This is a genomic window from Pirellulales bacterium (assembly GCA_035656635.1).
GTDB lineage: Bacteria > Planctomycetota > Planctomycetia > Pirellulales > JADZDJ01 > DATJYL01.
This window is the reverse complement of the sequence record DASRSD010000006.1, coordinates 19,052-32,686: the sequence shown is the minus strand read 5'-3', so window position 1 is coordinate 32,686 and position 13,635 is coordinate 19,052. Positions and strand designations below refer to the sequence as shown.

The following is a 13,635-nucleotide window of genomic DNA, read 5'->3' as shown; positions in this document are numbered from 1 at the left end:
GAAGATCAGGAAGCTTTAGAAGCGGAGCGCGACAAAATCGAGAAGGAAAATCAACGCACGGAAGACGAGTACAAGGATAAAATCAAAAAGGGAGAGCAGCGCGCCAAAGAGCTGAACGCCCGCTTTGCCGATTGGTATTATGTGGTCGGGGACGAAACGTACCGCAAAATCCATCTTGGCCAGGGGGACATCGTCAAGAAAAAAGCTCCCGAAGATAAGAATGCCGGACACACGGCCGGACCGAAAGATCCGTTCAACATTCCCGGCTTGCCCAGTGCGGCGGGAAAATGAGAGCCACTCGGGTGTAGTGCGACAGTTTCTACATAGCCCGACTGTGTCAGTCGGGCTATCCAGCGATTCAGTGCGCCGTTTGCTCCTGCCGGAAAAGATCGCTCATCTGCCGGCGAATGCCGTGATAAAAATCAGCGGTTAAAATGTCGCTGTGCCCGCCGCCGGCCAGAAACTGCACTTCGGCATCGCTGCCCAGCCGTGACAGCGCTTCGGCCAGCGGGTGCACCGCTCCGTCGAGATAAAACGTATCGCGGTCTCCCACCAGAATGTGCACGCGGCCGGCCCACAACGGTTGCAGCTTTTGCCAATGCCTTTCGATTTGCAGGCGAATGTCGTACGCTTGCCAGGCGCGAACCACGTCGGGGTTAATTTGCCCCGTGGCCCGGTCCCACATTTTGCGCGGCTCGCCATCGGCCCCTAGCGGACTGAACACCGCCTCGAAAGAGCGCAACTGCCCGCCGCGCTTCAGCACGTCGTCCATGTGGGTGAACGCGTCGTACCACAGCACGGGCCGGTCGCCGGCGCGGGCGATGGGCCGCCGGTTGCCCGAATCGTCGGCGTACATGTTTTGCGGCGGATCGGCGTACAAGTTAATGCCTTGCCAATCGTGAAAATCGACCGGGTCGGGCGAAGCGCTCCACACGCCGCCAAACGCTTCCGGATAATTCAACATCAGCCACAGGACCGCCCAGCCGCCGGAGCTGTGCCCGTACAAAAACCGCGCATTCCGGTCGGCAATGGTGCGAAAGCGACGATCGATTTCCGGAATCAATTCGCGCACCAGCGCCGTGCCGCGAGGGCCGTTGGTGGCGCTGTCGGCAAACACATGATGTCCCCACAAGCAATCGCCGGTAAGAAACACGCGGATGAATTCTTCTTCCCCCTGGTCGGGCGTCGGGGGTTGGTTGGCGTATTGCAAGGCCTCGCGGTGCGAGCCGCCGAAGCCGGGAACCATGTAAATCACCGGGTAACGCCGCTCGGGCTGGTCGTAATACGATGCCGGCAGCCCCACCCCGCATTTCTGAACAACCTCCCGATGATGAAACTTGCCGAGCAAATCGCTGGGCAGCTTCACTTCTTGCGCCCAGCGCGATTCGGGCCACAGTTCGGGCGGCACAATGTGATCCAACGTCAGCGCCACTTTCTCCGTAGCCCGCGTGTTGATTTCGACATCTTGGGCCGCGCTGTAGAAATTGCCTTCGCCGCGCCCGGCCGATGCGGCATCGGGATTGTGCTGTAGCACGGCCTGCACGCGATACCGGCCCGGCGGTAATTTCGAAAGTTTTTCGGGAAAGCCGTCGGCGCTGTCGTCCATTTGCCGCGATTGGCTGGGAGCAAAATCGCGCACGTCCAAACCAAAAAACGGCTCCGGGGCAAACCAGTTCGGGCCAAATCGCGGCTCGGAGGCCGTCCGTGGATTGCTTGCTTCTCCTTCGGCCAGCGGCTGGGTAAACAGAAACAATCGGCCGCTTTTCGGCTGCTGGGAAATGGCTGGAGAAAGCGTTACTTCAAACACCGTGGCTGCGGCGTAAATTGCCGCGGGAGCGGCGAGCAACAATAGCGCAGCGCCAAGGCCGGCGCCGGTTCTCATCCAAGTTCGCAACATTCGTTTTCCGCAAAAATCATCAGGGCAATTACTACCCGAGTTGATTTTATTGTAGGCTGCCAGAAATCCCAATGACCACCTCCCAATGACCAACAAGCAATCTTATTTGGTCATTGGTGCTTGGTCATTGGTCATTCCGGCTGCTTGCTGCTATCTTGCGGCCCGGGAAACCGGAGATTAGATTGCACCGTATCGACCGCTTGCCCCGACACCACGTTTGTGCCGGCGACGATTCGGCCGAGTTTCCGCCAGAACAGGGAGTACTCTCAATGGAAATGCTCACAGGCGGTTGTGCTTCGGGAAGTGACAACGCGGGGGGCAATCGCCGACAGTTTCTCAAAAACGGGGCGGTAACACTGGGCGGCCTGGCGCTGCCGCAGTTTTTATCTCGCCCGGCAATGGCGGCCTTTCAAACCGTGCAGCAGCGTGGCCCAAAGCCGCTGGTGCGTTTGACGCCAGGCGTTAAGTCGGTGGTGTACGTGGTTTTGCCGGGCGGGCCCAGCCAGTTAGATATGTACGACATGAAGCCCGCTGCGCCGGCGGAAATTCGCGGCGAGTTTCGGGCGATCAGCACCAATGTGCCCGGCATGCGTGTCTGCGAGCATTTGCCGCTGCACGCGAAAATTGCCGACAAGTTTGCGATTGTCAACGGCGTGGAAATGGCGGACCGGCATGATCCGTCGGTGATGAATTCAAATGCTGCAGCGCCGGCGGGTTGCCGAATTGAGGTGCTGGTTCGGTCTACGGAAACGATGGCAACGGAGGCGGAGGATGAACCCGCGCCTCGCCGCATCGAAATCAAAAGCAGCCAAACCATTGCCTTGCCGCACGGCAATTGGGATACACATGGTCGGGTGTTGGGGCGGTCGTTAACCATCTTTCAGGAATTGCGCGAGAAGCTGCCAGCGTACGATCGGCTCTTATACGATTTCATTACCGACGTGTATCAGCGCGGGCTGGACAAAGACGTGCTGATTATTGCCCACGGCGAGTTTGGCCGCACGCCCTGGCTGAATGAACACGGCGGGCGCAATCACTGGGCCACATCGGGCAGCGTGCTATTTGCCGGCGGCGGATTGAAAACGGGCCAAGTGGTTGGCGATACCGGCCCCATCGGCGAGCGCGAAAGATCGCGCAGCCAGCCGTACCGTGCGGGAAATGTGCTGGCCATGATGTTCCGTCATTTCCAGTTCAACCCGGCCACGCTTCCGCCCACCGTAGAGCCCATCGCGGAATTGATTTGAATGCGGATTCAAATCGGCCGAATCTGTTTTTGTGTGCCCTGAAGATTGGAAGGCGACGAGGCGATGCGGCCGACGAACGAGTCGTTGGCTTGGGGCGGATCATTTCGGTTGCTGGGCTAGCAGCTAATTGTTAATCGCTAGTTGTTAACCGCTTCTAACTCACTCGACCTTCCGCACTACGCCGGAAACGATGCCCAGGATGCGGCAGTCTTTCACATAAATGGGGCTCATGTCCGGATTGGCCGGTTGCAAGCGAATTCGCTTTTTGCTTTTTTCCGGAAAGTAGCGCTTCAGCGTGGCTTCGCCATCAGCAGTTTGCGCCACCACAATTTGGCCCGGTTGGGCGGTTTGCTGGCGGCGGATGATCACGAAATCGCCGTCGTCAATGTGGGCGTCGATCATCGAATCGCCGCTGACTTTCAGCGCGAACAAATTGTTGCGCTTGTTGTTGAACACGGCCTCAAAATCGAGCCGCTCGTTTTGCTCGATGGCTTCGTGCATCACGCCGGCGGCCACGCGGCCCGACAGCGGCAATCCCCTCTCATCGTGTTCCAGTTGAATGGCCCGGGACATGTTGGGCTCGCGCGAAATGAGCCCTTTTTTCTCGAGGGCTTTGAGATGGCACATCACGCCATTGGGCGAGGCGATGTCAAAATGCTCGCCAATTTCCCGCACCGTGGGGCCGTAGCCGCGATTGCGAATTTTGTCGCGGATGAATTCGTACACCAGCTTTTGCCGTTTGGTGAGTTGTTCCATATCGGCCATCGTGCCACCTGGGTTAATGAATATGACGGACAAAATTCCACATCGGGCCCGTCTGCCCGTTACCGAAGTTTAATATACGCCTGTTCACAGTCAAGATGGCTTTGCATAAATATTCCCGTCTGTATAAAAAAACACTATTCTGTACAAATAATCAGTCATTTGGGGCTTTGTCTAAAAACGTCGAGTTGCCCAAAAACTAAGAATCCTGCCCAAAAACTCTGAGGGACGGCTCAGGGATAGTGTGGATACTGACCAGTCGGGTTAGTTATCAACGGCTTGCCGCTAGTTTTCGGCAGTAGAAAGTGCAGTGCTATAAGCCCCACCGGCACGAGCAGCCCGACGATGAGAATGAGCCGGAGCTTCCGTTTGAATTGGGCGCATTTAGGGCAGAGCTTCCCCTTGTCATCGAATTCATCGCCACAGCTATCGCATTTCATACCCCGCATTGTAGCCGAGGGGCGGCGGGTTGAACGTTACGTGAAAATGGGCGAAATTACTGGATTTATCGAGAATTTTGGGCAACCCATGGCCGAATTCAGGGGGTTCGGAAGGGCCGGGGTGATTAGTCGCGCTAGCTTGATTGGAATTCCAGGACTAGACTAATTGGATGGATTAAAGGACGGCTAACAGAGCCGACCGACCGCGGATTTTTCAGCTTGAATTCAGGAGACGGATGCGATGCACTTGCGACGAATCGGTTATCTGGCGGTGGTTTGTGTGTTTTTGGCCACGCGGTTGGCGGGGGCGGCCGACGAAAAAGCCGCCAGCGACAAAAGCGAAAAAGCGGCCGACAAATCGAAATCTAAGCTGACGCTGGCCAGCTTCATGCTGGACGAAAGTTATCCGGAAGGGCCCACGCAACCAGGCATCTTTGGCGAAATGCAGCCGAACCTGGGGCGGCTGATGGAACGGATGAACAAGGCCGCCGATGACGACAAAATTTATGGCATTGTCATTCACATCAATGATGCCGATTTAGGCCGCGGCAAAGTCGACGAATTGCGGGCCGTCATTGCGCATGCCCGCAAGGCCGGCAAGAAAGTGTATGCCGATTTGTACGAGACGCGCAGCGCCGGTTATTTGCTGGCGTGTGCGTGCGATCAAATTATTATGCCGCCGGTAAGCGAGCTCACGGTTTCCGGCGTGCGGCTGGAAATTACGTACTTCAAGGGTTTGCTCGACAAGCTGGGCATTAAGGCCGACATGCTGCAAATGGGCGATTACAAAGGGGCGGATGAACCGCTGACGCGCGAAAAAATGAGCCCCGAGTTCCGCGGACAAACGGAAAAAGTCGTCGACGATTATTACCAGCAACTGGTGGAAATTGTCTCGACCGAGCGGAAGCTGGATGCCGGCAAGGTAAAAGACGTTATCGACGAGGGCTTGTTCACGGCCGACCGCGCCAAGGAAGTGGGATTGATCGACCAGGTGGCGTACCTGGACGAATTTCGCAAAGACCTGGCGCAGAAGCAACACGTGGAGGAAGTGGTGCTGGCCGAAGATTACGGCAAGCAGCAACTGGAAGAGGAAGACATGTCGGGCTTCGCGGGCTTCATGAAAATGTTTGAGCTGATTTCTGGCGGCGAGCCCCGCGGCAAGGCCAGTTCCGCACAGAAAATTGCCGTGGTGTACTGCGTGGGCGAAATCAATACCGGGGAAAGCAAAGGCGGCATGATGAGCGAGCGGCTGGGGAGCGAAACCATCATTAAGGCCCTGCGTGACGCGGAAAAAGATTCGAAGGTGGTCGGCATTGTGCTGCGGGTTGACAGCCCTGGCGGATCGGCCATGGCCAGCGACCTGATGTGGCGGGAAATCACGCGCATTAAAGCGAAAAAACCCATCGTGGCCAGCATGGGCGATATTGCAGCCAGCGGCGGCTACTATATTTCGATGGGTTGCAACAAAATTTTCGCGGAGCCGGGAACACTGACCGGCTCGATTGGCGTCGTGGGGGGAAAATTGGCGCTGAAAGGGTTATTCGACAAAATCGGCATATCGACCGATAGCATCAGCCGTGGCAAGAACAACGGCTGGATGTCTTCCGAGGAGCCGTTTAGCGATTCGGAGCGTGAAGTTATCATGCGCTCCATGAAAGATTGCTACCGCCAGTTCACGGAAAAGGCAGCCCAGGGACGGAATTTGTCGCTCAAAGATTTGGAATCTTTAGCCGGCGGACGCTTGTACTCCGGCCGCATGGCCAAGCAGAGCAAGCTGGTGGACGAGCTGGGCACGCTGGACGACGCCGTGAACGAAGCCAAGAAGCTGGCCGGCCTGAAAGGCGACGAAAAGGTGGAGCGGCTGCTGTTGCCCAAGCCCCGTTCATTCTTGGAGGAATTGATGGGCGGACCGCTGATGCAATCCGAAGCGAAGTTTTTACCGTCGTCCAGCCTGAGCGTTACTGGCCAACTGCTCAAGCAGATTTCCCAGGCCGAAGCGCTCGTGCAGTTGTTCTCCGAACCGGCGGTGTACGCACTGCCGTTTGAAGTGCACGTGAAATAATGACGACGATAAAATGACGAATCACTAATGACGAATGTCTAATGAATGACGAAATCCGAATGACGAAAATCATTTGGGCTTCGTTATCCGCACCTGATTCGACATTCGCGCTTCATTCGACATTCGTCATTAGACATTCAAGATGCCGGCTCGGCCTGCGGCGGTTGCCGGCTAATTAACACCCGATCGATGCGCTGGCCGTCCATGTCGACCACTTCGAAGTTCAGGCCGTGCCACTGCGTGGTGTCGCCGACGGTGGGAATGCGGCCTAGCACGTGCATGATCAAGCCAGAAATGGTGCTGTAGCTGCGCGGCTCGTCATTGTCGATTCGCAAATTGAGGCGTTCGATTAAATCGGCAACGCCAAACGTGCCGTCGACCAGCCACGTGCCGCTGCCGCGCTCCACGAACATTTGCTGCTGATCGTAACGGTGCCCTTCGCGGATTTCGCCCACCAGCTTTTCGATGACGTCTTCCAGTGTGACCATGCCCTCGGTGCCGCCGTATTCGTCCAGCACCACGGCCAATTGGTTGTGCTGCTCTTGAAACAATTCCAACAACCGATCCAGCGGCATCGATTCGGGCACAAACAGCGCCGGCTTGAGCAGCTTGCGCAGCTCGATTTCCCAGCCCAAGTGCAGTTGGCGGAATAAATCTTTGATGTGCACAAAGCCGATGACGTGATCTAAATCCGCTTCGTAAACCGGCAGGCGGGAAAAGCCAGCCATGGCCACGGCGCCAATGACTTCCTCGGCCGGCGTGTTGACATCGAGTGCATCTAAATCGATGCGCGGCCGCATGACATCGCGCACGGTGCGCTCCCCCAATCGCAGCGCTTCCATGGCCACCCGCTGCTCGACCGATTCCAATACGCCCTCTTGCATGCCGGTTTCGATCATGTGCTCAATATCGACCAGCGACACGGTAGGCTCGTCCGTCGCAGGTTTGCCGGCCCGCAGCACAAATAGCACGGCGTCGCTGGCGCGGCCCATCAGCCAGACAAATGGTCGACCGATAATCGAAAGCCAATGCAGCGCCGGGGCGACTAACCGGGCCAGCAATTCCGCCCGTCGCAGGGCTAGTTGCTTGGGCACCAGTTCGCCGAGCAAAAGCGAGAAAAAGGTAAGTCCCACCACGATGATTACCAGCGAAATGGAATGCGCATGATGGGCGATAAAATCGAGCGGAATTTTGGCTATGATTTCCGCCAGCGGATTCACTAATTCCTCGCCGCCAAACACCGCCACGAACGTGTTCACCAGCGTGATGCCCAACTGCACGGTGGGCAAATAACGGTTGGGGTCGCCGGCTAAGCCCAGGGCCAATTTGGCGGCGTGGCTGCCTTCGTCGGCCATTTGTTCCAGCCGTCCTTTGCGTGCGGCGATAATGGCAATTTCCGCGGCGACGAAAAAGCCGTTGGCGACAATCAGCAGCAGGATGATTAACAGCGTGCCGAGCAAAACGGAATCTCCCCAGGCAGAGGGCAGCAGGCGGAAGGCAGAATATAGCAGATTATCATTCTGCTTTCTGCTTTCCGCCTGCTGCGCTGTTTGCGGTGACGGCCATATTGTCGCGATGAATGACTTCATCGTAGGGACAATGGCCCAGGGCTGTAGCGATTTGATCGGTCTTCAGGCGCTGAATTCGCTCCACATCAGCGGCGGAGTAATTGGACAAACCGCGGGCGAACTCGACGCCGGCGGCATCGCGAATGGCCACCACGTCGCCTTTGCGGAACGTCCCTTCCACCGCGGCAATGCCAATGGCCAGCAAGCTTTTTCCCTGCCGCTGGATGGCGGTTCGGGCGCCGTCATCCACCACCAGGGTGCCACGCGGCTGGGCGGTGAAGCCAATCCAACGCTTCCAGGATGCCACGGCCTGCCCTTGCGCCAGAAACAAAGTGCCCACGCTCTCGCCGGTATGAATTTGTTGCAACACGTCCCGTTGCTTGCCGCTGGCGATGATGACGTTTTCCCCGGCGGTGGTTGCCAGCCGTGCCGCTTCGAGCTTACTGGCCATGCCCCCTTTGCTGATGCCGGTGGTTTTATCTCGGACGAGCGAAAAAATATCGTCGTCCAGCTTAGCCACGGTGGGAATGACTCGCGAGTTCGGATGGGCCGGATCGCCATCGAATAATCCCGCCACGTCGGAGAGGAGCACGAGCAGGGGGGCGCGAATCAGATTGGTGACCATGGCCGCCAGCCTGTCATTATCGCCGAAGGTGGTTTGCAGCTCTTCGGTGCTGACCGTGTCGTTTTCGTTGATGATGGGCACGGCGCCCAGCTCCAGCAGCGTGAGAATGGTGTTGCGAATGTTGAGATAGCGGGCCCGATTGTCTAAATCGTCGGCCGTCAACAGAATTTGCGCGGCGTGGCGGCCGTGTGCTTTCAAATTGCGATCGTACGCTTCCACCAGCGCGGTTTGCCCCACGGCGGCCACGGCCTGCAGCCGGGCTAAATCGGTGGGACGTTTTTTCAGGCCCAGCCGTCCCAAGCCTGCGCCCACGGCCCCGGAGCTAACCAAGCAAACTTTTCGCCCGGCCTGCATCAGCAAATGCAATTCTTCCGCCAAAGCCGCCACGCGATCCTGATTGAGCAGGCCATCGTCGGTGGTCAGCACGCGCGTGCCAACTTTAACCACCCAAGTGTTGGCGGCGGCTGCAATTTCTTGGCGGAGAATGTCGGGCATGGGGGAAGTGGCTAGTGGCTAGTGATTAGTGGTTAGGGGGAGAAGTTAGTGGAGAAACCGGAGTTGTGATCAGGGTTCAAGAATCAGGAGTCGGTGGGTGGTCGCACTGGCCAGTGAGGAAAAGCTGGAGTCAAATTGAACATCGAAGTAACTGCCACGATAACATACCGTTCCTATACGGAAGCAGAAAGACTGACGCAATTAACGGCCGATTTGAGTGGTTTTGACACGTTGTTGAGCAAACACGTTCGCAGCCGTACAATGCAGTGCCCACGAATTTTTCGCCAGCCCTTGATTCATCTTTCCTACGTTTTCATCCCCGGGGTGCCATGAGCGAATTGCATCATGAATGTGGTTTGGCGGCGATCTATCACTTGCCAGCCGCGGCTTCCAGTCCCTTGTGCCCGGCGCAGGGTCCGGGTGAAATCTCTCGGTTAATGCCGCGGATGCTCTTGGATATTCAAAACCGGGGCCAGCTTTCCGCGGGCATGACCACGTACGACCCCGATCGCCGGCAGCTTCTAGAAACGCACAAAGACGTGGGCAGCGTCAGCGAAGTGTTCCGCATGAGCCACCGAGGCAAGTACGAAAGCTTGATGAGCCAATACGCCGGTCGGGCGGCCATTGGACACGTGCGCTACGCCACTTGCGGGGAAGACGACCGCAATTACGCCCAGCCGTTCGAGCGGCATCATTTGCAGCGGCACAAATGGTTCAGCTTTGGCTTCAACGGGCAGTTGGCCAACTTTCGCGAATTGCAGGCCAAACTGCTGGCCGATGGCGATAATCACTTGGCCCGCGAGAACGACACCGAAATTATCATGCACGAAATCAGCCGGGAGCTTTCCGGCGACGGGCAGCCCGACTTGGTCGATGTGTTTCGCAACGTAGCGCGGCGGTTTGACGGGGCGTACAACCTGGTGTTCTTAAACGCTGTGGGGGAAATGGTGGTGGTGCGCGATCCGCTGGGAATCCGTCCGCTATGTTACGCCAAGGAAGGCCCGCTATTTGCCGCGGCCAGTGAAAGCGTGGCATTGTTGAATTTGGGCTTTCAGGCGGAAAGCATCAAATCGTTGTTGCCCGGGCAAATGATTTCCATTTCGCCGTCACGGTTCGAGTTGCACACCTTTGCCCGGCAGCCGCGCAAGGCACATTGCTTTTTCGAATGGATTTATTTTGCCAACGTGGCCAGCACGATGGACGAGCGCAGCGTGTATTTAACGCGCAAGCATTTGGGCGAAGAATTAGCGCGCCTGGAAACGCTGAAAATCGACAAAGACACCGTCGTGGTGCCCGTGCCCGATACTAGCAAAGCGGCGGCCGATGCCATGGCCTATGGGTTGCGCGTGCCGGCCGTGGAGGGGCTAATTCGCAATCGCTACACCGGCCGCACGTTTATCGAAGGAGGAAACAGCCGGCGGCAAAAGGCCGAAACCAAATACACGCCGCTGCGGGAAGTTTTGGAAGGCAAGCGTGTGATTTTGGTCGAAGATTCCATTGTCCGCTCCACGACCATGAAGGTGCTGATTCATCGCCTGCGAGAAATGGGCGGAGCACGCGAAATTCACGTGCGGGTCGCTTGCCCGCCGATTATTGCGCCCTGTTTTTATGGCATCGACATGTCGACGATTGGCGAACTATTTGCCCCGCCGTTTTTGCGAGACGGTCAATTGACGGAAGAAGCTGAAGCCGCCATGGCCCAACGGTTGGGGGCCGATTCGCTCCGCTATTTGCCGGTGGAATCGATCGCCCGGGCCATTGGGTTCGATTCCGATCAGCTTTGCCAGGCCTGCATTACCGGCGAGTACCCCACGCCGTACGGGCAAAAACTCTATCAAATTGCCTTGCAACAGGCAGATTGTGCCGGCGGCGGCCGGACGTACGAAAGCGCCGCGGCGCTGTAGCTTCACGATTGCGGCACTTACAATCGTCGTACTTTTGGAAGCACTAATCAGCTCGCAACAATAGGCGCGTTGGATAGCAGTTCAATCATCGATTTCTGAGACGCGGCAGACATGCCTTTGGGTAGATACACTGGGTAAACGTGGTCTTCGCCGTCGATTTGCACAACGATTTCGGCTTTTTGAGGTAAGAGTTCGACCGGCTCTCGCGAAATGCAAAAGTCCGGACCAACCTGAGATAATGGCACGACGTGGCCAGATGCGCGCAGGCTCAAACGAACCCGGGCAGAATGACCGACGGGGGCAGGTGATAATCGCATGTCAGCACCATTTTCCTCTGCAGCCGAGCGTGCGCATCAATTCGCCCAAAGCCGAAATATCGAGTTGGTTAAGACGCTGGGCAGCGGCGTTAATGGACAGGTGTGGTCTTCAACGCGGCTCTCGGCGGTTAAAGTGTTTGATCGCCAAATGGAGTATGAACGAGAATGGGTTGTTTATGCAAGATTAGCTGAACTGGAAGTGGATCGCATCAATGAATTTGAAGTTCCGCAATTATTGGCTTGGGACGATGAATTAAGAGTGATCGAGATCAGCCTGGTAAGGCCGCCTTATATTCTGGATTTTGCCGGGGCGTATCTTGATAGGCCGCCGGACTTTCCGGCAGAAGCATTAGCCGAGCAGCATCAGAACAATAGGGAGTTATTCGGCACTCATTGGCCACGTGTCAGTTTGATCCTCGCAAAACTTCGGTCGATGGGCATCTATTACATTGATATTAACCGCGGGAATATCCGTCTTCCAGAATTTGATGAAGAAGCTGAACCGGATTTCTAACCGGATGCCGCCCGACACAGGCAAAAATCCAAGCTCGCGCCCAGCAGCCAGTGTTGGGCGAAGCCGGCCAGCAAGGAGCGCGTGCGCCAAGCCAAAGCGCCCCATAGCAGCCCGGCAAGAATGGAAGCGAAAACCTCCGTGCCGGGCCTGCCGAAATGCGCTAGCGTGCTGGCCAGGGCTTGAATCCAAATGCCCAGCGAAATTCCGTACGATTTTTCCAGTCCGAACTGTAAGAAGCCGCGGAAATGAAATTCCCAGGCGGCGTACCACAGCAACTGGCCGGCTAAATGCCAGGCTAACGCCGTGGGCGATTGCCGGGCCACAGGATCGAGCGGATAAATTGCCTGAAAGGCGGGAGATTGGGCCGAAAAATATCCAATGGCCACTACCAGCGGTGCAACCAGCAGGCAACACACTGCAGCAAAATGCAGGTCTCCCAAGCGAATGCCGTATTCGTTCAGTCGTTCGCGGAGCACCACTTTGACGACAAACACCGGGATGAATCCCAGCCACAGCACGCTATCGGCCAGCCACCAAATTCCAGCGGCGATTTTGGGCTCCACGCCCAATGCCATCCAGCCCGACAAATGGGCCAGCCAAAAATTGTAATTTCCCGTCAACTGCCAAGCGGTCAAACACGCGGCGCTGGTCAGCACAATGATGGAGGCCCGACGGTTTTCGCCGCGGAGCATTTCACGGGCAAGTTGGACGAGGGGAGCCAGTGCCATTCAAGGCCATCAAAAAGGAATGTAGTGGATGTGCGATGGGTTCAATCTAGTTTTGCTGTCCGCACTCGCAGCAGCCAGTCGTACGTTTTGCGAACCGCTTCTTCCAGCGGCGTAATGCGGTAGCCTAACTCGCGCTGAGCTTTGGCCGAAGAGTAGGCCCAATCGGCCAGAAACAGGCGGACCCAATCGGGCGTGATTTGCGGATACACTCCGAACCATTGGGCACGCTGTTTCTGCAGCCAAGCATAAACCATTGCTGCGGGGCGACGAATGGTGATTTGGAACTGCCGCCGGCCGCTGATTTTATCGACCAGCGCGAAAAACTCTTTGAGCGAAGCGTTTTCCCCTCCCAGCAGGTATTTTTCGCCCACGCGGCCTTGTTCCATCGCGAGGATCAGGCCTTGAACTACATCCTCGACGAATACCCAATTTCCGATGTTGCGGCCGCCGCCGAGCAAAAAGGGGAATTTGCCCCGATCGTACATGTCGATGAGCCGAGAAATTGAATTGCCTTCGGTCAAGCGACCAGGGCCGAATACACGGCCGGGATTGACGGTAACAAGCGGCAGGCCATCGGCGGCGAATTGGGCGGCGTCATGTTCTGCAGCCGCCTTACTCCGTTCGTATTCGGTGAAGGAGGACGCCGTGCGAACGGTGTTTTCCTCGCCGATCACACCGCTTGCGGTCGGACCGAAGGTGAGCATGGTGGAGGTCCATACAACCCGTTGCACGCCGAGTTCCTTAGCAACTGCACAAACGCGACCCAGCCCGATAATGTTGTTTTGAATATACGGGTCCAGGTTGGGCGCCCAGTTTTTCGCGTAACCTGCCAAGTGGTACACCTGCGAGCAGCCGGCCATGCCGTGGCGCAGGCTGTCGATGTCGGTGATGTTGCCTGTCACAAGCTTGACATTCGGATGAGTAAAATCAGGCTGGTCGTTTGGCAAGAAGCCCGGCGGCGGCGTCAATTTTCCGTTCAACGTGAATGCATGAACCAAATCGCCGCGCTGCAGCAATGCCCATACCAGCTGCGTGCCAATGAATCCGCCGGCGCCGGTGACAAAAACATTGGCCATTAA

At 56.9% G+C, this 13,635-nt stretch carries 11 protein-coding genes; 5 read left to right on the top strand and 6 right to left on the bottom strand.

The window, feature by feature from the left end:
• Positions 1–291 (top strand): hypothetical protein (locus VFE46_00615; protein ID HZZ26477.1); only part of this gene is annotated, 291 nt, incomplete at its 5' end.
• 67 nt (positions 292–358) lie between these two features.
• Here VFE46_00615 and VFE46_00610 read toward each other — a convergent pair.
• On the bottom strand, positions 359–1,897 hold the full coding sequence (locus tag VFE46_00610) for an alpha/beta hydrolase-fold protein (GenBank protein HZZ26476.1): 1,539 nt from the start codon (positions 1,895–1,897) through the stop codon (positions 359–361).
• A 269-nt stretch (positions 1,898–2,166) separates the two neighbouring features.
• Between VFE46_00610 and VFE46_00605 the strand changes: the two genes are divergently transcribed.
• Complete coding sequence (locus VFE46_00605; protein HZZ26475.1) at positions 2,167–3,141, top strand: DUF1501 domain-containing protein; 975 nt, start codon at positions 2,167–2,169, stop codon at positions 3,139–3,141.
• A gap of 159 nt (positions 3,142–3,300) precedes the next feature.
• Here the strand turns inward: VFE46_00605 and lexA are convergent, their stop codons facing one another.
• Positions 3,301–3,906 carry a transcriptional repressor LexA gene (gene lexA, locus VFE46_00600; GenBank protein ID HZZ26474.1) on the bottom strand — a complete coding sequence of 202 codons (606 nt, stop codon included), beginning with the start codon at positions 3,904–3,906 and terminating at the stop codon, positions 3,301–3,303.
• Between the two features lie 678 nt (positions 3,907–4,584).
• On the opposite strand from lexA, the gene sppA reads away from it, so the two are divergent.
• Entirely contained in the window at positions 4,585–6,405 is a 1,821-nt protein-coding gene (gene sppA, locus VFE46_00595) for a signal peptide peptidase SppA (protein ID HZZ26473.1), read from the top strand.
• A gap of 137 nt (positions 6,406–6,542) precedes the next feature.
• Here sppA and VFE46_00590 read toward each other — a convergent pair whose 3' ends face one another.
• A complete protein-coding gene (locus VFE46_00590; GenBank protein ID HZZ26472.1) occupies positions 6,543–7,865 on the bottom strand; it encodes a hemolysin family protein in 1,323 nt (440 codons plus the stop codon).
• A 55-nt stretch (positions 7,866–7,920) separates the two neighbouring features.
• Positions 7,921–9,093, bottom strand: coding sequence for a glutamate 5-kinase (gene proB / locus VFE46_00585; protein HZZ26471.1), 1,173 nt, complete (start codon positions 9,091–9,093; stop codon positions 7,921–7,923).
• A 329-nt stretch (positions 9,094–9,422) separates the two neighbouring features.
• Between proB and VFE46_00580 the strand changes: the two genes are divergently transcribed.
• Positions 9,423–10,997: an amidophosphoribosyltransferase gene (locus VFE46_00580; protein ID HZZ26470.1), complete on the top strand. Its 1,575-nt coding sequence runs from the start codon at positions 9,423–9,425 to the stop codon at positions 10,995–10,997.
• Positions 10,998–11,312: 315 nt separating this feature from the next.
• Positions 11,313–11,828: a hypothetical protein gene (locus VFE46_00575; GenBank protein HZZ26469.1), complete on the top strand. Its 516-nt coding sequence runs from the start codon at positions 11,313–11,315 to the stop codon at positions 11,826–11,828.
• Here VFE46_00575 and VFE46_00570 read toward each other — a convergent pair.
• Positions 11,825–12,556, bottom strand: coding sequence for a CPBP family intramembrane glutamic endopeptidase (locus VFE46_00570; GenBank protein HZZ26468.1), 732 nt, complete (start codon positions 12,554–12,556; stop codon positions 11,825–11,827). The genes VFE46_00575 and VFE46_00570 overlap by 4 nt on opposite strands.
• Positions 12,557–12,597: 41 nt before the next feature.
• Positions 12,598–13,632: an NAD-dependent epimerase/dehydratase family protein gene (locus tag VFE46_00565; protein ID HZZ26467.1), complete on the bottom strand. Its 1,035-nt coding sequence runs from the start codon at positions 13,630–13,632 to the stop codon at positions 12,598–12,600.
• Between the last annotated feature and the right edge of the window lie 3 nt (positions 13,633–13,635).